The following is a 19722-nucleotide window of genomic DNA, read 5'->3' as shown; positions in this document are numbered from 1 at the left end:
CTACCTTCATTCATTACCGGGGTCAACATCCTCGCGGCAAAAGTGCACTTGAAGACGTCGGTTTTTAAGGGTTGCGGATGTTAACCCCTCATCGCTCGGAATGCAAAGCCTCTGATCGAAAACCGCTGGTCGGGGCATCACGTGGCGACTATTATGCGCGCCTTCGAATTTAGCCTAAACAAGGCGCAAACCCATGCTAGTACTGGGATTAGAAACCTCCTGCGACGAAACCGGCGTCGCACTTTACGACAGTGAAAAAGGCCTGTTGGCCGATGCACTGTTCAGTCAGATCGACCTGCATCGCGCCTATGGTGGTGTGGTGCCGGAGCTGGCTTCGCGTGACCACGTCAAACGTATGCTGCCCTTGATTCGTCAGGTGTTGGCTGAAGCCGACTGCGTGCCGACCGAGATCGATGCCATCGCCTACACCGCGGGTCCTGGCCTGGTCGGGGCCTTGCTGGTGGGGGCGTCCTGCGCTCAGGCGCTGGCGTTTGCCTGGGGTATTCCAGCCTTGGGTGTGCACCACATGGAAGGTCACTTGCTGGCGCCGATGCTGGAGCCGCAACCGCCCGAATTTCCGTTCGTCGCTTTGTTGGTGTCCGGTGGTCATACCCAGCTGGTTCGAGTCGATGGTATCGGTCAATACGAGTTGTTGGGCGAGACGCTGGATGATGCTGCCGGTGAGGCGTTCGACAAGACGGCGAAGATGATGGGCCTCAATTACCCTGGTGGTCCGGAAATCGCACGATTGGCCGCGCAAGGCGTCGCCGGACGTTTCGTGTTCCCGCGTCCGATGTGTGATCGACCGGGTCTGGACTTCAGTTTCAGCGGCTTGAAAACCTTTGCCTTGAACACGTGGCAGCAGTGCGTCAGCGCTGGGGACGACGGCGAGCAAACACGCAGCGACATCTCGCTGGCCTTCCAGCAGGCAGTGGTGGAGACTCTGACCATCAAGTGCAAGCGTGCCCTGAAGCAGGCGGGCCTCAAGCGTCTGGTGATCGCTGGCGGCGTCAGTGCAAACAAGGCTTTGCGTGTGTCCCTGGAGAAAATGCTTGGCGACATGAAGGGCGACGTTTACTACGCACGTCCGGAGTTCTGTACCGATAACGGCGCAATGATCGCTTTTGCCGGGTGCCAGCGGTTACAGGCCGGTCAGCAGGAAAGTCTGGCGATCAGCGTGCAGGCGCGTTGGCCGATGGAGCAGTTGTCACCTGTGTAAAGACGGGTGAGTCAGGGGCGTACTCGGCAAGAGTATTTAAAAATGCCGTTCGCGCCCGGCAAACAGGTCGCGTAGATTGCCGCGATGGCGCCAGACGATCAGTGCTGTCAGTGCGCTCATCGGCAGCAATGCTCCCGGCTCCTGCCAGGCCAGCAGTGGCAGGGTCAGGGGCGTGGCGATCAGGGCGGCCAGCGAGCTGGTGCGTGTGAGGTAGAAGGTCAATAGCCACGCGCCGATTGCGAGGAGCGCTGCCGGAGGGTAAAGCCCCAGCAGCATGCCGGCAGCCGTTGCAACACCTTTGCCGCCGCGAAAGCGGAAGTACAGCGGATACAGATGGCCGATCACGGCATAGACGCCGACCCAGGCCTGTTGCTGTACCGAGAGGCCCGCAAGCCCTGCAATCAACACGGGTAGCAGGCCTTTGCAGAGGTCGCCGAGCAAGGTCAGGACGGCGAGTTTTTTGCCGGCCAGGCGTAACATGTTGGTGGCGCCGGCATTACCCGAGCCACTCATTCGCGGATCGGGGTTACCGGTCAGGCGGCTGAGCAAAATGGCAAAGGACAGAGAGCCAAGCAGGTAGGCGAGGATCGCCAGTAACCAAAACATGCTAACTATTCCGGGCGAGGACGCCCTGATTCTAACGGCGCATTGCGCCCTTGTCGTGCTGCGGAGAAGAGTGCTTGGACAGAGTGTTTATCGAGGGCCTGGAAGTCGACACGGTGATCGGTGCCTACGACTGGGAGCGCGGCATCCGTCAGTGCCTGCGTCTTGATCTGAATTTCGCCTGGGACAATCGCCCGGCAGCGGCGGGTGATGACCTGGCCCTGGCGCTCGACTACGCCAGCGTGACAGCACGTATTCAGGCGTTTGCCGAGCAGGCGCAGTACCAACTGGTTGAAACCTTTGCCGAGCGTCTGGCCGAAGTCTTGATGAGCGAATTCAAGATTACCTGGCTGCGCCTCAAGCTGACCAAGCCGGGGGCTATCCCGGCTGCAACGGGCGTGGGCGTGGAGATCGAGCGCGGATGTCGCTAACTCAGGTATTTCTCGGGCTCGGCAGCAATGTCGAGCGCGAAGTTCATTTGCAGGCGGGGCTGGAAGCGCTTGCCGGTTTTCTGGTGGATATACGCTGTTCGGCGGTGTTCGAAAGTCAGCCGGTGGGGATCAAGAGCGGGCCTTTTTTCAATTTCGTAGTGTCGGCGTTTACCGATCTGCCGTTGATGGAGCTGGACCGTCGGTTGAAGTTTATCGAGGCCGACAACGGTCGTTATGCCCCCGATCGCAAGGGCTTGCCGTTGGATATCGACGTGCTGCTGTATGGCGATCTGGTGGGTAATTTCGACGGATTGATCCTGCCTCGAACGGAAATCCTGAAAAATGCCTTTGTGCTGTGGCCGTTGTCGCTGATAGCGCCGGACAGGGTGCATCCGGGTGTAGGTAAAAGTTTTGCCTCTCTGTGGAGTGAGGCGAAGATTGATCAGGTATTGGCGCCGGTTGCGTTTGAGTGGCGCGGTGAGCAGTTGACCCCTTCGAATCTGCTGTGATCTTGATGACGCCATCGTGGGCAAGCCTTGCTCCTACAGTATTGTGTCGTACGCTATTTACGCGCTCGGCATAGGTCTCGTAGGAGCAAGGCTTGCCCGCGATGCTTTCAAGCAGACGCCGCTTCTTTGTAGGCCTTCAGAGCCTTGAGCCGTTCGCGCTTGAGCGCCTCGCCCAGCTCCGGGCCTTTGAATCCCAGCTCCAGCAATGGCTGAACCGCCACGGTGCGTGCGGCGGTCGCCGCGCCTCGCAAATAATCCGCTTGTGGATAACTTCTCTGCTCAAGGCCTTTGCGGCCGCGGGCGTCCATTTCGCAGGCGTTGATGAATTCTTCAAAGCGCTGCGGCCGTCGGTAAACGTCGAAGCTCTGCAGCAATTCCAGCAATGTCGACGGCTTCAGTTCCAGTGCGCGATGACCATGGGTATGGTATTCGCCAACCAGCAACGCCAGTTCCTGGCAGTCGCGCGGGGCCTTGAAGCGCTCGTTGACCGCTTTGATCAGCCTCAGGCCCTTGTGCTCGTGAGCGATGTGTCTGGGCCACTGGCTCTCAGGTGTCAGGCCTTTGCCCAGATCATGCAGCAGGCAGGCCCAGCGCACGGTCAGCGGCTGCTTGTGCAGGGCTGCCTGCTCGAGAACGCTCAGGGTGTGCACGCCGCTGTCGATTTCTGGGTGGTGGGCTTCGGGTTGTGGCACGCCGAACAGCGCTTCAACCTCGGGGATCAAGACGTTCAGGGCGCCACAGTCGCGCAGAACCTGGATGAATACTTGCGGCTGGTCTTCCATCAGGGCGCGGGAAATTTCTTTCCAGCTGCGCTCTGCGGTCAGCGCCTCAAGCTCACCTGATTCGCTGAGCTGACGCATCAGGTCCAGGGTCTCGGGGGCTACCGTGAAGCCGAGCCCGGCATAACGTGCGGCGAAACGGGCAACACGCAGTACACGGAGAGGATCTTCGGCGAACGCGGGGGAAACGTGGCGAAGCAGGCGCGCTTCAAGGTCACGCTGGCCGTGATACGGATCGGTCAATTGACCGTGATCGTCTTCGGCCATGGCATTGATCGTCAGGTCGCGACGAATCAGGTCTTCTTCCAGGGTGACTTCCGGACTGGCATGGAAGGTGAAGCCGCCGTAGCCGCGTCCGCTTTTGCGTTCGGTGCGGGCAAGCGCATATTCCTCGCCGCTTTTGGGGTGAAGGAATACCGGAAAATCGGCGCCTACCGGGCGATAGCCCTTGGCGAGCATTTCTTCGGTGCTGGCGCCCACCACCACCCAGTCGATGTCGGTAACAGGCTTGCCGAGCAGGCGATCACGGACCGCGCCGCCGACTTTATAAATCTGCATAAAAAACCTCCGTTAGCCCGACAGGATAACCCTTGCGTCGAACTTTCGGAGGTCCGGCTGACATCAAAGATGAATGACGGCGAGGTCCATCCGGCCGTATTCGCCCTCGCTATGCTCGCCTTTTGGCGGGACATGATGGGTTTTCATTACCTGGTCACCTTGCAGGGTTTCCAGGTGAATATCGAAGCCCCAGAGGCGGTGCAGGTGCTTGAGCACTTCCTCGGTGGAGTCTCCGAGTGGTTTGCGATCATGTTGCTGATGGCGCAGTGTCAGCGAGCGGTCGCCGCGCCGGTCGATACTGTAGATCTGTATGTTCGGTTCGCGGTTACCCAGGTTGTACTGTGCTGCCAGGGTTTCACGAATGGTCCGATAGCCTTCTTCGTCATGAATGGCTGGCACCAGCAGGTCGTCTTTCTGGTCGTCATCGAGAATGCTGAACAGTTTCAGGTCACGAATCACTTTGGGTGACAGGTACTGCAGGATGAAGCTTTCGTCCTTGAAGCTGCTCATGGCGAACTTGATGCTCGACAGCCAGTCGGTCCCGGCGATTTCGGGGAACCAGCGGTAATCCTCTTCAGTAGGGGCTTCGCACATGCGCCGAATGTCGCGGTACATGGAAAAACCCAGGGTGTAGGGGTTGATGCCGTTGTAGTAAGGGCTGTCGAACCCGGGTTGGAAGATTACGCTGGTGTGAGACGCCAGGAACTCCATCATGAAGCCGTCGGTTACCAGGCCCTCGTCGTACAAGTCGTTCATCAGGGTGTAGTGCCAGAACGTCGCCCAGCCCTCGTTCATGACCTGAGTCTGACGCTGCGGATAAAAGTACTGCGCGATCTTGCGCACGATTCGTACGATTTCCCGTTGCCATGGCTCCAGCAGCGGGGCGTGCTTTTCGATGAAGTAGAGGATGTTCTCCTGCGGTTCTGCCGGAAAGCGTGCGTTATCTTTCTCGTTGAACTTGTCTGCGCCTTTTGGAATGGTGCGCCACAGGTCGTTGATCTGCTTTTGCAGGTGTTCTTCACGATCCTTTTGCCGGCGTCGCTCTTCTTCCGCGGAAATCGGATAAGGACGTTTGTAGCGGTCGACACCGTAGTTCATCAGGGCATGACAGGAGTCGAGCAGGTCTTCCACGGCATCGATGCCATGGCGTTCTTCGCATTGCATGATGTACTGCTTGGCAAACACCAGGTAGTCAATGATCGAGCTGGCATCGGTCCAGGTGCGGAACAGGTAATTACCCTTGAAAAAGCTGTTGTGGCCGTAGCAGGCGTGAGCCACTACCAGTGCCTGCATGCAGATGGTGTTTTCTTCCATCAGGTAGGCGATGCACGGGTCCGAGTTGATCACGATCTCGTAGGCCAGTCCCATCTGGCCGCGACTGTAGGACTTCTCGGTGCTGAGGAAGTGTTTGCCATAGGACCAGTGGTGATAGCCCAGCGGCATGCCGACAGAGGCGTAGGCGTCCATCATCTGCTCGGCGGTAATCACCTCGATCTGGTTGGGGTAGGTATCCAGCGCGTAGCGGGCCGCAAGGCGGCTGATTTCCCGGTCGTAGGCCTGGATCAGCTCAAACGTCCATTCGGAGCCGGTGGATATGGGTTGGCGCTTCTGCTCTTTGGCGGTCATGTCACTAACCTGCGCTGGAAGAGTTCACGGAAAACCGGATAGATATCCCCGGCTGAAACCAGCTGTTGCTGGGCAAACGTATCGGAAAAGGCTTCACTGATACGCTCGTATTCGTACCACAGGGCCTGGTGTTCGCGGGGGGTAATCTCCACATAAGTGTAGTACTGCACAAATGGCATGATCTGGTTGATCAGGATGTCTCGGCAGATCGGCGAGTCATCGTTCCAGTTGTCACCGTCGGAAGCTTGCGCGGCGTAAATGTTCCAGTCGTTGCTCGGATACCGTTCGGCCATGATCTCCTGCATCAGTTTCAGGGCGCTGGAAACGATGGTGCCGCCGGTTTCGCGAGAGTAGAAGAACTCTTCCTCATCGACTTCCCGGGCGCTGGTGTGGTGGCGGATGAACACCACATCGATTTTCTCGTAGTTACGCTTGAGGAACAGGTACAGCAGGATGAAGAACCGTTTGGCGATGTCCTTGGTGGCTTGGGTCATGGAGCCGGAAACGTCCATCAGGCAGAACATTACCGCCTTGGAGCTGGGGTTGGGCTGCTTGATCAGCAGGTTGTACTTAAGGTCGAAGGTATCGAGAAACGGCACACGGTTGATGCGCGCGCTCAAGCGCTCGATTTCTGCCTCGATTTCCTGAATATCGCCGAAATTGTCGGGTTCTTCCTGTTTAAGTCGTGCCAGTTCCTCTTTTGCTACCCGCAGTTTCTCCCGGCTGCTGCCTGACAGTGCGATACGCCGAGCATGGGCCGAGCGCAGGGTGCGGATGATGTTGATCCGTGAAGGATTGCCTTCGTTGCTGATGCCGGCGCGCACGGTCTTGAAAGTATCAGTGCCGCTCAGGTTACGCTTGACCAGGTTCGGCAGCTCCAGGTCCTCGAACATGAACTCGAGAAATTCTTCCTGGGTGATCTGGAACACAAACTCGTCCATGCCCTCGCCGGAGTTGCCGGCCTTGCCGGGGCCTCTGCCGCCGCCACCTCCCGGTGGACGAGCAATATGCTCGCCGCTGGTGAACTCCTTGTTGCCGGGATGCACGATGGTCTGCTTGCCGCCGCGACCATGGTGAAGCACTGGCTCGTCGATATCGCGGCCAGGAATGCTGATTTGCTCACCGTGCTCCATATCGGTAATGGAACGCCGGCTGACGGCCTCTTCGACGGCCTTCTTGATGTGATCACGGTAGCGCCGCAGAAACCGCTGACGGTTTACCGTGCTCTTGTTCTTGCCATTGAGACGTCGGTCGATCACATAGCTCATGACTGCTCCTTAGAAGCTGTCTTGAGAAATCGCGAGCAAGTCTGGCGGTAATGGGCGCGGGGCAGGAGGCGCGATCTTGCGCCTCCCGTACCACCTGCGCGTTGCCTGGACTTCGCTGCCGATTTCCAAACACCTTCCTGAAACCTGTGTAACAGAATTTTATTACGCAGGCCCGGGCTAACGACAACCGGTCTGACCGGCAGCGTGTTACTGCGATTTCCTGACCCGCAGATACCACTCGGAGAGCAGTCGTACCTGTTTGTCGGTGTAGCCGCGCTCGACCATCCGTGTAACGAAGTCGTTGTGTTTCTGCTGGTCCTCTTTGCTGGCCTTGGCGTTGAAGCTGATAACCGGCAGCAGATCCTCGGTGTTCGAGAACATTTTCTTCTCGATGACCACCCGCAGCTTCTCGTAGCTGAGCCAGGTCGGATTCTTGCCGTTGTTGTTGGCACGGGCACGCAGGACGAAGTTGACGATTTCGTTGCGGAAATCCTTCGGATTGCTGATGCCCGCCGGTTTCTCGATTTTCTCCAGCTCTTCGTTGAGGGCTACGCGGTTGAGGATCTCGCCGGTTTCCGGATCGCGGTATTCCTGATCCTGAATCCAGAAGTCCGCGTAGAGCACATAGCGGTCGAAGATGTTTTGCCCGTATTCGCTGTAGGACTCCAGGTAGGCGGTCTGGATTTCCTTGCCGATGAACTCGATATAACGCGGCGCCAGGTACTCTTTCAGGAAGCGCAGATAGCGCTCGCGGGTTTCCGCCTGGAACTGTTCCTGTTCGATCTGTTGTTCCAGCACATAGAGCAGATGCACTGGGTTGGCGGCGATTTCATGCGGGTCGAAGTTGAAGACTTTCGACAGGATCTTGAAGGCAAACCGGGTCGAAAGACCGTTCATGCCTTCGTCAACGCCCGCAGTGTCGCGGTATTCCTGGATCGATTTGGCCTTCGGATCAGTGTCCTTGAGGTTTTCACCGTCATACACGCGCATTTTTGAGTAGATGTTCGAGTTTTCCGGCTCTTTGAGGCGTGAGAGCACAGTGAACTGAGCGAGCATCTTCAGCGTGTCGGGTGCGCAGTGGGCCTTGGCCAGGGAGCTGTTGAACAGCAGCTTGTCGTAGATCTTCACTTCGTCACTGACCCGCAGGCAATACGGTACTTTGACGATGTAGATCCGGTCGATGAAGGCTTCGTTGTTCTTGTTGTTGCGGAAGGTGTGCCACTCCGATTCGTTGGAGTGCGCGAGCAGGATCCCGGTGAACGGAATCGCGCCCAGGCCTTCGGTACTGTTGTAGTTGCCTTCCTGGGTGGCGGTCAGCAATGGGTGCAGCACCTTGATTGGTGCCTTGAACATTTCGACGAATTCCATCAGGCCCTGGTTGGAGCGGCAAAGTGCACCCGAGTAGCTATAGGCGTCGGCGTCGTTCTGCGGGAACTCTTCCAGTTTGCGAATATCGACCTTGCCCACCAGCGCCGAGATGTCCTGGTTGTTTTCGTCACCCGGTTCGGTCTTGGCCACGGCGATCTGGTTGAGGATCGACGGGTAGAGTTTGACCACCCGGAACTGGCTGATATCGCCACCGAATTCGGCCAGGCGTTTGGTCGCCCAAGGCGACATGATGGTGTTCAGGTAGCGCCGCGGAATGCCGAAATCCTCTTCGAGGATTGCGCCATCTTCGGTGGCGTTGAACAGCCCCAGCGGAGACTCGAACACCGGAGAGCCCTTGATGGCATAGAAGGGCACTTTTTCGATCAGCTGTTTCAGCTTCTCGGCCAGGGATGACTTACCGCCACCGACGGGGCCGAGCAGGTAGAGGATCTGTTTCTTCTCTTCCAGGCCCTGAGCTGCGTGGCGGAAGTAGGAGACGATCTGGTCGATGCATTCTTCCATCCCGTGGAAGTCTTCAAAGGCCGGATACCGACGGATCACCTTGTTGGAAAAGATGCGCGACAGTCTCGAATTGGTCGAGGTGTCGAGCAACTCCGGTTCGCCGATGGCCAGCAGTAGTCGCTCGGCGGCGGACGCGTAGGCGCTACGGTCCTTTTTGCACAGTTCGAGATACTCCTGCAGAGTGAGCTCTTCCTGCCGTGTGGACTCGAAGCGTTGTTGGAAGTGGCTAAAGATACTCATGACGTCACCTCGCTCGATACGTGGAGCCGACGTCGGATCAATCAGTGGATGCTGGCAAGCAACTGAAAGTGCAGTTGCCTTTTACCCCCCTGAACACCTTCAAAGCTATCAACCCTGAAAGCTACTTCCGATGATCCGTGCGCCGGTGTACCGGCTCTCCCCTGTTTTGGATGGCCTGAGGCTAAGGATAGTTCGGAATCCGCAAGGTAAGGGGCGTAATGCGTAGTTTTGTTATGACTACCGTTCGTCAGCCCGCGGCGGGCGTGGGCTGGAGCGTGTGAAAAAAATTATTCGGCAGTGCCTTGCGCTGTTTCCGAAGGATAAATCGTACGCCAAAGCTCGAATCCGCCGTCCATGCTGTAGACGTCGGAAAAGCCCTGGCTGACCAGATATGCCGCGGCGCCCTGGCTGGAATTACCGTGATAACAAACCACTACGGTCGGTGCGTCGAGGTCGGCGGCGGTGATGAATGCGTGCAGGGAATGATTATCCAGATGCTTCGATCCGCTGATGTGCAGTGCGGCAAAAGTTGCCGGATCGCGGACATCGACGACCACCGCGCCTTGTTCGCGCAATGCCTGGGCTTGTTCTGGGGGGATGCGTTTGAATTCGCTCATGGCGGGCTCCTGTGGCCTGACTGAAAGCGCAGCCTAGCGCTTGGCGCTGGCCGACAATAGTTCGGGGGTCGTTGGGGGGACATACGGCAAGGTGTGGCCCTGGGCATCGCATTTGCAATGCAGGCGCTCGCCGGTATCAACGTTCATCAAGGTCATCGAGCCACCCCAGACACAACCGCTGTCCAGGGCGAAGATGCCCGGTTCATTACATTTACCTTCGAGCGCGGCCCAGTGGCCGAAAATGATCTTCTTTCCGCGGGTCTTGCGTTGCTGGTGTGAGAACCAGGGGGCGTAACCGGGTAGCGCGCTATCGAGGCCTTCCTTGCTCTTGAGATCTAGCTTGCCGTCGCTGGTGCAAAAACGCATGCGAGTGAAGTAGTTGGTGATCACCCGCAGGCGGGCAGCACCTTTAAGGTCGCCGTCCCACTTAAGCGGTTCGTTGCCATACATGCCATCGAGGTAGGGCGCGATGCGGTTGTCGTCACGTAATGCTTCTTCGACTTCGGCGGCGCACTTCAAGGCTTTGCGCAGGGACCACTGCGGCGGTATACCGGCATGGACCAAGGCAATATCGCGTTGTTCGTCGTAGTGCATGAGCTTTTGCTGGCGCAGCCACTCAAGCAGGTCCTCGCGATCCGGGGCTTCGAGGATTTCACGCAGGGTGTCGGCTTTGCGCAAGCGTTCGATGTTGTAGCCGGCAGCCAGCAAGTGCAGGTCATGGTTGCCCAGTACGCACACCAGCGATTCGCGGATGCCATAGAGAAAGCGCAGGGTTTCCAGCGATTGCGGGCCGCGGTTGACCAGGTCGCCGACCAGCCACAGATGATCCGTTGCAGGGTCGAAGGCAACCCGCTTGAGCAGGCATTGCAGGGGCTCAAGGCAGCCTTGCAGGTCGCCGACGGCGTACGTCGCCATCAGTGCAGGGCTCCGGGCACCGCCAGGCGGAATGGTGCGATGATGGCGTCGAAGTGTTTACCGTCTTCAGCGAGCATTTGATAAGTCCCCTGCATGTTGCCAACGCGGGTAGTCATCACGGTGCCGCTGCTGTAGGTGTGGCTCTGGCCGACATCGATCAGCGGTTGCTGACCCACCACGCCTGCGCCGCGAACCTCTTCGACATGGCCGTCGCCATCGGTAATTACCCAGTGCCGCGAGAGCAACCTGGCCGGTAGCAGGCCGTTGTTATGTACGGTAATGGTGTAGGCAAAGGCAAAGCGGTTCTGCTCGGGTTGCGATTGTTCTGCCAGATAGCGGGTGACGACGCTGACGTCGACCTGATAGCGAGGATCGGACATGCAAGAGGCCTTAAAAGCTAAGCGGGGCGCGTAACTGATTGAGGTCAGTCTAGGCCAGGTACCGGGTAGTAAACCAGACTGGAAGGCTGGTGTCCTACCCGATAACGCTTCTGACCTGTCAGATGTCGGCAGGCTGCTCGGCGACTTGCTCGCTGAGCTTGTCAGCCAGACGGACGAAGGCCGCCAGATCGAGCTGCTCCGGGCGCAGGCTGCCATCGACGCCGGCGGCTTCGATTTCAGCATTGCTCAGCAGGGCCTTGAGGGTGTTGCGCAGGGTCTTGCGGCGCTGGTTGAAGGCTTCGCGAACGACGCGCTCCAGCAATCGATGGTCTTTGGCCGGGTGCGGCAGCACGGCGTGCGGTACCAGGCGGACGATCGCAGAGTCGACTTTTGGTGGCGGGTTGAAGGCGCTAGGGCCGACGTTGAACAAGTGTTCGACACGGCAGTGGTACTGAACCATGATCGACAGGCGACCCCAATCGCCACCGCCAGGACCTGCCGCCAGACGCTCGACCACTTCCTTTTGCAGCATGAAGTGCATGTCGCGGATGATGCCTGCGTTGTTCAGCAGGTGGAAAATCAGCGGTGTGGAGATGTTGTATGGCAGGTTGCCGACGACGCGCAGGCTGTTGGGTGCGGCATTCAAGCTGTTGAAGTCGAACTTCAGTGCATCGCCCTGGTGCAGGTTGAAATTACTCTTGCCGGCGAATTGCTGGTTGAGGATCGGGATCAGGTCCTTGTCCAGTTCAACCACGTCCAGTTGGGCTCCGCTATTGAGCAGGCCTTCGGTGAGCGCGCCTTGGCCCGGGCCGATTTCCAGCAGACGGTCATCGGGCTTGGCATGAATGGAGCGCAGGATACGGTCGATAACGCCAGCATCGTGCAGGAAGTTCTGGCCGAAACGCTTGCGCGCCCGGTGTTGGTAATGCTCGGTCATAAACGGGTCTCGGCCATCTGGTAGGCGGTTTCCAGGGCGACTTGCAGGCTGCCGGTGTCGATTTTTCCGCTGCCAGCCAGGTCCAGGGCGGTGCCGTGATCGACTGAAGTGCGGATGATCGGCAAGCCGAGGGTCACATTGACTGCCGCGCCGAAGCCTTTGTATTTCAGCACAGGCAGGCCCTGGTCGTGGTACATCGCCAGCACTGCGTCGCAGTGCTCCAGATATTTGGGGGTAAACAGAGTGTCGGCGGGCAGGGGGCCACGCAGGTCCATGCCTTCAGCGCGCAGACGCTCCAGGGTTGGTTCAATGATGTCGATTTCTTCGTGGCCCAGGTGTCCGCCTTCGCCGGCATGCGGGTTGAGTCCGCAAACGAGGATGCGTGGCCGGGCGATGCCGAACTTTTGTTGCAGGTCGGTGTGCAGAATCCGTGTAACCCGCTCCAGGCGTTCAGGGGTAATTGCATCGGCAATCTCCCGCAACGGCAGGTGCGTGGTAACCAGCGCGACTCGCAAGCCGTGTGTGGCGAGCATCATCACCACTTGAGGGGTGTGAGTCAGGTCTGCGAGGAACTCGGTGTGGCCGGAGAAGGCAATGCCCGACTCATTGATCACGCCCTTATGCACGGGGGCGGTGATCATTCCGGCGAAGTGCCCGTCCAGGCAGCCAACGCCTGCGCGGGTCAGGGTTTCCAGGACAAAGGCGGCATTGGCCTTGTCCAGCTGTCCGGCAGTAACCGGTGCGCTGAGCGGAGTATCCCAGACATACAGGCTGTTGGCCGGCGCAGGAACGTCCGGCCAGCTGTCCGGTGTTACCGGCAGCAGATCAACGACCACGCCCAGCTGCGCGGCCCGCTCAAGGAGCAGGTCGCGGCTGGTAATGGCAATCAGGGGATGTGGCTGGGCTTGCGAGGCGAGTAGCAGGCACAGGTCAGGACCTATGCCGGCCGGCTCGCCGGGTGTCAGCGCAAAACGCTTGGGGTTCACTTCGCCGCCTGGTCGACGCCAGGGAGCTTGATTTCAACGTAGGCTTCGTCACGGATCTGACGCAGCCAGGTTTGCAGCTCTTCGTCGTATTTGCGGTTACGCAGTACGGTCATGGCCTGCTGTTCACGGGCCTGGCTGGTGCTGTCGGTGGCGCGGCGGCCAAGGACTTCCAGAACGTGCCAGCCATATTGAGTCTTGAACGGCTTGGACAGCTGACCTTGTTGGGTCTTGGCCATTACTTCGCGGAATTCCGGCACCAGCGCGTTCGGGTCGATCCAGTTGAGGTCGCCGCCGTTAAGGGCAGAACCCGGGTCTTCCGAATAGCTTTTCGCCAGTTCAGCGAAGTCTTCGCCCGCAGAAATACGGGTGTAGAGCGATTGAGCCAGAGCCTTGGTTTTTTCTTCGTCGCGGATCGGGCTCGGTTTGACCAAAATATGGCGAACGTGTACTTCGTCACGCACCTGATTGCCGCCACCGCGTTTTTCCAACACTTTGAGGATGATGAAACCGCCCGGTGTACGTGCCGGTTGGGTGACATCGCCCACTGACATGGCGCTCAGCTCGCGGTCAAACGGAGGTGGCAGTTGAGCGGCTTTACGCCAGCCCATGTCGCCACCTTCCAGTGCGTTGTCGCTTGCCGATTTGGCGATCGCCAGTTGAGAGAAATCAGCACCCTGCTTGAGTTGCTGATAGATCTCCATAGCCTGGCGCGCAGCGTTCTGAATCGCTTCCGAATTGGCGCTTTCCGGTGTCGGGATCAGGATGTTGGCCAGGTGCAGTTCTTCAGAGAGTTGCACTTTGCCCAGGTCGGAGGCGAGGAAGTTTTTCACTTCCTGCTCGGATACCTGAATCCGTTCGGCCACACGACGCTGACGAACACGGCTGATGATCATCTCGCGACGGATCTGGTCACGAGCGTCGTCGTAAGACAGGCCGTCGTGAGTCAGTGCCGCACGGAACTGATCCACCGTCATGTTGTTGCGCTGGGCAATGGTGCCGACAGCCTGGTTCAGTTCTTCATCGCTAATGCGGATGCCGGAACGCTCGCCGATCTGCAACTGCAGGTTTTCGACGATCAGGCGTTCGAGCACCTGCTGTTCCAGCACGCTGGTTGGTGGTGTGCCGCCACCGCGCTTGGCGATGGTTTGCTGAACTTCATGAACCCGCTGGTCCAACTGACTCTGCATGACCACGTCGTTGTCGACGATAGCCACCACTTTGTCGATGGACTGTACCGCGGCGTTAGCCGCGGTACCCAGGAACAACGCGCCCAGCAGCAGCGGGCGCAGACAATCAGAAAGCTTGGTCTTCACGTTCACGATAACCTTGAATGCCTTTGTCGAGGAAGCTCTCTACCTTGGTGCCAGTAACGCCACCGAGACCTTTCAGGACAATTTGGAGGAAGACGCCATGGTCGCCTTTTTCGTTTTGCGGGGCTTCTTGACTGAACTCGTCATATGACACCCAGTAACGGTTGATCAGGCGCAGTTTCCAGCAGCAGTTGTCGTACTCGAAACCACCGAAGGCTTCCAGGGTGCGGTTGCGGTTGTAGTCGTACTGCCAGCGGCTGATGGCATTCCATTGCGGCACGACTGGCCAGATAACCGAGAAGTCGTGCTGTTTGATCTTGTAGTAATCCTTCACGAAACCAGGCGTGCCAGGGGTGCCATAGTCACCGCCACCCACAGTCCACTTACCAGTGGTCTGGTCATAGCGGACCTGGTCATTGCGATAGCGATAACCGGCGTTGATGACTTTGTTCGGATTGTCTTCCGGCTGGTAGTGGAACATCGCGCTACCCGAGCGAGGTTTGCGGCTGTCCGGGTCCCAGTTGTAGTCGGCCGTGGTCCGCCAATCGCGGTTCCAGCGATATTCGTATTCCAGAGCGTACGGCGAGACGTTGGAGTGCGCATCGGCACGGGTTTTTGCATCGATGCCCGGCAACTGAACTTCGCGGTCCTTGAAGTACATGGCCTGGCCAACGCTGATGCGTTGACGTTCGAAACCGTTGTCTTCGATCCAGCGGTTGGTCACGCCCAGCGACAGTTTGTTCTCGTCACCGATGCGGTCGGAACCGGTGAAACGGTTGTCGCGAAACAGCGAGGCGTAGTTGAACGTGCTTTCGCTGGTGTCGAATACCGGGATGTCAGACTGGTCTTTCTCGGGTACATAAAGATAGTACAGGCGAGGTTCCAGGGTCTGGCGATAGTTCTTGCCGAACCATTGGGTGTTACGGTCGAAGTACAGGCCGCTGTCGATGCTCGCGATAGGCACGCCGCGGTTCTGATTGCGGCTGTAGGTGCCGTTCAGGCGATCTGCATCCGCGCTTTGCGCAGCGATCTGGCTTTTACCGGTACCGTCGAGGTCCAGGTCATACTGGGTGTACTGATACTTGAGCGACGGTTTCAGGAAGCCGTAGGTCCAATTCATCGGCAGGCTGACTGCTGGCGCGAGGTTCAGACGATCACCGGTAGCACGTGCCAGACCTTGGACGTTGGTATCCAGGAAAGGTGACTGGAGACCATTTTCGTCAGAGAAGTTGCCGGTTCTCAGGTTCCGGTCAAACCGCACCAACTCGGTGTTGTAGGTCATGTCCAGGCCGCCAGGATGTTGCGGCAGGTAACCATTGAAGGTGATCTGCGGCAGGCGGTTGTACGGCGTAATGTTGGCGATCGTTGCCAGCTGATATGCCTGAGCATTCACGCGGGCGGTATAGGTATCGCCACGGTAGGTGACCGCACCTTGCTGATTCACGAAGTCGCGGCTTTGAACGCCTATCTGATCGGATTGCAGATCCTGGAAGTAATACGGGTCACTGATTTTGGTGTAGTCGACCTCGGTCATTACCCGCGAATCCAGCCCGCCTTTGTGCTGCCAGTTGAGCATGTAGCGGGTTTTTTCGTAGTCGGACTGCAACTTGCGTTCAGTGTCATCATCGTTGAGGTACGCGGCGCCGAACTGACCTTCGCTGGACTTGGTCAGGTAGCGGAACTCACCTTCCATCAACAGGCCGCGCTTGCTCATATAGCGCGGGTACACCGTGGCATCGTAGTTCGGTGCCAGGTTGAAGTAGTACGGTGTGACCAGCATAAAGCCGGTTTTGGTGCTGGTGCTGAAGCTTGGCGGCAGGAAGCCGGACTGGCGACGGTTATCTATCGGGAAATAGATATACGGGGTGTAGAACACCGGAATGTCCTTGACCCGCAGTGTCACGTTGGTCCCGGTACCGAAACCGGTCGCCGGGTTCAAGGTGATGTTGTTGCCCTTGAGCTGCCAGGCGTTGCTGTTCGGTTCGCACGTGGTGTACGTACCATCCTTGAGGCGGATGATCGCGTTCTCGGCGCGTTTCGCATACAGCGCGCTGCCGCGAACACGGGATTTGTGCATCACGTATTCGGCGTTGTCGACTTGGGCTTCACCGGTATCGAGCTGTACGTCAGCGTGGTCGCCGACGATCAGGGCTCCGTTATCGCGCAGGCGAACGTTACCGCTCAGCTCGCCACGGTTTTCGGCTTGATGGAGGCTGGCCTCATCGGCCTCGACCTGCATGCTGCCCTGGCGCATGACCACGTCACCGGCGAGGGTCGCCACCTGTTCTTCCTGCTGGTAGCGGGAGGCTTTGGCGCCGATAAACGTCGGGGCGTCACTTTTATTCGTCGTGTCATTCATGCCAGGACGAATTGGTTCGATATAGGAACCAGAGCAATAAGGACCTGTTTCGGCCAATTGGGCAGCGGTGAGCTTCTCACGCGGGACCCAGTCGAGGTGACTGTAGTCGGCGCTGCGAGACTTCAGGGCGCGGCCCTTGGCTTCGGTGACCAGCACAGGCTTGTTGGCGGTTTCGCCACCTGCAGTGCTGCTCTCGGCTGTTGACTCGTTGCCCGAACTGACCGCGCTGCCCTCATGTACAGGGCGCGGTGGTAATTGGGCTGCGTTGGCTTTTGGCGCGCAGTCCCAGGCACCCGAAGCAGAGACTGAGCAGTCATACTGTTCCGCGGCGACCACGAACGAAGTGGCTAGAGGTTGCAGGGCCAGCAAACTGCCGGTAACCAACAACGGAAATTTTTTACGAAACGCGGGGGATTTCAATGCCATCTTATTAGTCCGGGCTTCCTGCGTGCCATCTGCCCGCGGTGTGGGCCGCACGCCTCTCGATGGTCTGAAAAAGATGCTGGATAATAAAGCATGACCCGCTTGACGGCTAGCGCCGTCGGAGACCCTTGTAATGCCTGACCAAGATGTACGCTTGCAACACCTGAAAGTTTGGCTCGATGAGCAATTGGCAACGCTGTTTGCCACACAAGGTTGGGGCGCCGTCCCCTCGGCCACATTGACCGCGGCCAGCAGCGACGCGAGTTTCCGCCGTTACTTCCGTTGGGAAGGTGATGGTAGAAGCTTCGTCGTGATGGATGCTCCACCGCCCCAGGAAAACTGCAAACCCTTCGTGGATATCGCCTTTTTACTGGCGAAATCCGGAATTAACGTGCCAAAAATCTATGCACAAGACCTTGAGCGCGGTTTTCTTTTGCTCAATGACCTGGGCAACAAGACCTATCTGGACGTGATCGACAACGAAAATGCCGACGATTTGTTCAAGGATGCCTTGCAAGCGTTGCTGGCTTTTCAGCAGTTGCCGATGGATGCGCCACTGCCCAGCTATGACGTGGCACTGTTGCGCCGCGAGCTGGAACTGTTCCCCGAGTGGTACGTGAAGCGCGAGCTGGGCATCGAGTTCGATCCGGCGCAGCAAATGCTCTGGCAACAAGTCAGCGATAAGCTGATCGACAGTGCCCTGGCTCAGCCCAAAGTGCTGGTCCATCGCGACTACATGCCACGCAACCTGATGCTCAGCGAGCCTAACCCCGGCGTGCTGGATTTCCAGGACGCGGTGTACGGGCCGGTGACTTATGACGTGACGTGCCTGTTCAAGGACGCCTTCCTCAGCTGGCCCGAGGAGCGTGTGCGTGCTTGGCTGGCGAACTACTGGCAGCAAGCGGGGGCTCTCGGTATTCCGGTTCAGCCTGATTTCGAAGACTTCCTGCGCGCCAGCGACCTGATGGGTGTGCAGCGTCACCTGAAGGTGATCGGCATTTTCGCCCGCATCTGCCATCGCGACGGCAAGCCGCGCTACCTCGGCGACGTGCCACGCTTCTTTGCTTATATAGAGGCAGTGATCGCCCGTCGCCCTGAACTGGTGGAACTGGATGTGTTGCTGGCCAGTCTGCGCCAGTCGGTCGGAGTGACTGCATGAAGGCAATGATTCTGGCGGCCGGTAAAGGCGAGCGCATGCGCCCACTGACCCTGACCACACCCAAGCCGCTGGTGCGCGTTGGCGGGGTGCCGCTGATCGAGTACCACTTGCGAGCGCTGGCGGCGGCAGGTTTCAGCGAGGTGGTGATCAATCACGCCTGGCTGGGACAGCAGATCGAAGATTACCTGGGCGATGGATCGCGCTATGGCCTGAGCATCCAGTACTCGCCGGAAGGTGAACCGCTGGAGACGGGCGGCGGGATCTTCCGTGCCTTGCCGCTCCTCGGTGATGAGGCCTTTGTGGTGGTCAACGGTGATATCTGGACCGATTACGACTTCACGGCATTGCGTCAGCCGATGGTGGGCCTGGCCCATCTGGTACTGGTCGACAACCCGGACCATCACCCGAGCGGCGATTTCAGTCTGGTCGATGGTCAAGTGCGGGACGGCCAGCCAGGTACGCAAACGCTCACCTACAGTGGCATCGCGGTGCTGCATCCGAAGCTCTTCGCGGCGTGCGTGGACGGCGCCTTCAAACTGGCTCCGTTGTTGCGCGACGCCATGGCGCAAGGGCAGGTGAGTGGCGAGCAACTGCGTGGGCACTGGATCGATGTCGGCACGCATGAGCGTCTGGCGCAGGTCGAACACTTGATAGAAGCGAGCTACTGATATGTTGTGGCCAGGGACTCTGATCGGAGCCGGAGCGGGCTTTGCGATAGCCAGCATTCCGGGGGCCATACTCGGTGCATTGTTGGGGCAGGCGCTGGATCGGCGCTTGCAGGTGCAAAGCCTCGGGCAGTTGCGTGAGCGACTCGGCGGTCGGCCGATGTTGCGTAACGATGAATTACTGTTTGTATTGCTGGGACGCCTGGCCAAGAGCGATGGCCGGGTGGTGGATGGTCATATCCACCAGGCGCGTCAGGAAATGCGCTCGCTGGACATGAGCGAATCGGCGCAGAAACGTGCAATCGCGGCGTTCAATCGTGGCAAGTCGGGGCATGATCACTTGCGCAGCTACCTGCGCCGTTTAAGCGCGCAGCCGCATGCCGCCGAAGGTGTGTTGCGCGCCTGTTGGCGGATGGTCTGGGCCGACGGGCGTGCCGGAAGCGCGGAGTTTGAGCTGATTTTGCAGTGGGGCAAGTGGCTGGGCTGGACGCCGGAGCAGGTGCATGCCCTGGCCAGTGATTACGAGCCGCACAAAAAAACACTGGTAAACAGTGCCGCGGCTTATCAGGAGGCGCTGCGGGTGCTCGGGGTGTCAGCCACCAGTGAGCCGTCGCAAATCAAGCGTGCGTATCGACGTTTGCTCAGTCGCCATCACCCGGACAAGATTGCCGGCACGGGGGCGACTCCTTCCCAGGTGCGCGAAGCGACTGACAAAACCCGAGAGTTGCACAACGCCTATAAGTTGATACGCGAGCGGCGGGATTTTCGTTAACGGCTAATGGAGGGAAAACCCTGTGGCGAGGGAGCTTGCTCCCGCTGGGGTGCGAAGCGGCCCCAAAACGACCACC

General features: G+C 58.7%; 18 protein-coding genes. 6 read left to right on the top strand and 12 right to left on the bottom strand.

Translation table 11 applies throughout. The features are described from left to right. Positions 1-193: 193 nt before the first annotated feature. Positions 194-1219: a tRNA (adenosine(37)-N6)-threonylcarbamoyltransferase complex transferase subunit TsaD gene (tsaD, locus tag AO353_RS07370; RefSeq protein ID WP_054594322.1), complete on the top strand. Its 1026-nt coding sequence runs from the start codon at positions 194-196 to the stop codon at positions 1217-1219. 36 nt (positions 1220-1255) lie between these two features. Here tsaD and plsY read toward each other — a convergent pair whose 3' ends face one another. After that, on the bottom strand, positions 1256-1825 hold the full coding sequence (gene plsY / locus AO353_RS07365; RefSeq protein WP_054594321.1) for a glycerol-3-phosphate 1-O-acyltransferase PlsY: 570 nt from the start codon (positions 1823-1825) through the stop codon (positions 1256-1258). Positions 1826-1899: 74 nt separating this feature from the next. Here plsY and folB point away from each other — a divergent pair, with 74 nt between their 5' ends. Next, positions 1900-2253, top strand: coding sequence for a dihydroneopterin aldolase (gene folB / locus AO353_RS07360; RefSeq protein ID WP_054594320.1), 354 nt, complete (start codon positions 1900-1902; stop codon positions 2251-2253). Beyond that, positions 2244-2762: a 2-amino-4-hydroxy-6-hydroxymethyldihydropteridine diphosphokinase gene (gene folK / locus AO353_RS07355; RefSeq protein WP_054594319.1), complete on the top strand. Its 519-nt coding sequence runs from the start codon at positions 2244-2246 to the stop codon at positions 2760-2762. Before folB ends, folK begins: the two co-directional genes overlap by 10 nt. Before the next feature lie 107 nt (positions 2763-2869). Here folK and AO353_RS07350 read toward each other — a convergent pair whose 3' ends face one another. The 11 genes from AO353_RS07350 to AO353_RS07300 form a co-directional block, all read right to left on the bottom strand. Beyond that, on the bottom strand, positions 2870-4099 hold the full coding sequence (locus AO353_RS07350) for a multifunctional CCA addition/repair protein (RefSeq protein WP_054594318.1): 1230 nt from the start codon (positions 4097-4099) through the stop codon (positions 2870-2872). A gap of 63 nt (positions 4100-4162) precedes the next feature. Continuing rightward, positions 4163-5725 (bottom strand): SpoVR family protein, encoded by a 1563-nt coding sequence (locus AO353_RS07345; RefSeq protein WP_054594317.1) that lies wholly within the window; start codon positions 5723-5725, stop codon positions 4163-4165. After that, a complete protein-coding gene (locus AO353_RS07340) occupies positions 5722-6993 on the bottom strand; it encodes a YeaH/YhbH family protein (protein ID WP_054594316.1) in 1272 nt (423 codons plus the stop codon). Before AO353_RS07340 ends, AO353_RS07345 begins: the two co-directional genes overlap by 4 nt. A gap of 207 nt (positions 6994-7200) precedes the next feature. Then, positions 7201-9123 carry a PrkA family serine protein kinase gene (locus tag AO353_RS07335; protein WP_054594315.1) on the bottom strand — a complete coding sequence of 641 codons (1923 nt, stop codon included), beginning with the start codon at positions 9121-9123 and terminating at the stop codon, positions 7201-7203. Positions 9124-9410: 287 nt separating this feature from the next. Then, positions 9411-9740 carry a thiosulfate sulfurtransferase GlpE gene (gene glpE / locus AO353_RS07330; RefSeq protein ID WP_054594314.1) on the bottom strand — a complete coding sequence of 110 codons (330 nt, stop codon included), beginning with the start codon at positions 9738-9740 and terminating at the stop codon, positions 9411-9413. Between the two features lie 33 nt (positions 9741-9773). Then, positions 9774-10655, bottom strand: coding sequence for a symmetrical bis(5'-nucleosyl)-tetraphosphatase (locus AO353_RS07325; RefSeq protein WP_054594313.1), 882 nt, complete (start codon positions 10653-10655; stop codon positions 9774-9776). Then, the gene (gene apaG / locus AO353_RS07320; protein ID WP_054594312.1) at positions 10655-11035 is read right to left on the bottom strand and encodes a Co2+/Mg2+ efflux protein ApaG; all 381 of its coding nucleotides are present in this window, start codon (positions 11033-11035) and stop codon (positions 10655-10657) included. Before apaG ends, AO353_RS07325 begins: the two co-directional genes overlap by 1 nt. Positions 11036-11153: 118 nt before the next feature. Further along, positions 11154-11972: a 16S rRNA (adenine(1518)-N(6)/adenine(1519)-N(6))-dimethyltransferase RsmA gene (gene rsmA / locus AO353_RS07315; protein WP_054594311.1), complete on the bottom strand. Its 819-nt coding sequence runs from the start codon at positions 11970-11972 to the stop codon at positions 11154-11156. After that, positions 11969-12958, bottom strand: a complete 990-nt coding sequence (gene pdxA, locus AO353_RS07310) for a 4-hydroxythreonine-4-phosphate dehydrogenase PdxA (RefSeq protein ID WP_054594310.1) — start codon at positions 12956-12958, stop codon at positions 11969-11971. The genes rsmA and pdxA overlap by 4 nt, the downstream gene beginning before the upstream one ends. Next, complete coding sequence (gene surA, locus AO353_RS07305) at positions 12955-14277, bottom strand: peptidylprolyl isomerase SurA (protein WP_173859940.1); 1323 nt, start codon at positions 14275-14277, stop codon at positions 12955-12957. Before surA ends, pdxA begins: the two co-directional genes overlap by 4 nt. Next, positions 14252-17053 (bottom strand): LPS-assembly protein LptD, encoded by a 2802-nt coding sequence (locus tag AO353_RS07300; RefSeq protein WP_054594309.1) that lies wholly within the window; start codon positions 17051-17053, stop codon positions 14252-14254. The genes surA and AO353_RS07300 overlap by 26 nt, the downstream gene beginning before the upstream one ends. A 130-nt stretch (positions 17054-17183) precedes the next feature. Between AO353_RS07300 and AO353_RS07295 the strand changes: the two genes are divergently transcribed. The 3 genes from AO353_RS07295 to AO353_RS07285 are packed head-to-tail and all read left to right on the top strand — an operon-like array spanning position 17184 to position 19646. After that, positions 17184-18209, top strand: a complete 1026-nt coding sequence (locus AO353_RS07295; protein WP_054594308.1) for an aminoglycoside phosphotransferase family protein — start codon at positions 17184-17186, stop codon at positions 18207-18209. Beyond that, positions 18206-18877, top strand: a complete 672-nt coding sequence (gene murU, locus AO353_RS07290) for an N-acetylmuramate alpha-1-phosphate uridylyltransferase MurU (RefSeq protein ID WP_054594307.1) — start codon at positions 18206-18208, stop codon at positions 18875-18877. The genes AO353_RS07295 and murU overlap by 4 nt, the downstream gene beginning before the upstream one ends. A 1-nt stretch (position 18878) precedes the next feature. Beyond that, positions 18879-19646, top strand: coding sequence for a TerB family tellurite resistance protein (locus AO353_RS07285; protein WP_054594306.1), 768 nt, complete (start codon positions 18879-18881; stop codon positions 19644-19646). Positions 19647-19722: the final 76 nt, after the last annotated feature.

It is taken from the genome of Pseudomonas fluorescens, assembly GCF_001307155.1.
Lineage (GTDB): Bacteria > Pseudomonadota > Gammaproteobacteria > Pseudomonadales > Pseudomonadaceae > Aquipseudomonas > Aquipseudomonas helvetica.
Note: the sequence above shows the minus strand (reverse complement) of the source record. Positions and strands in the feature narration are given on the sequence as shown.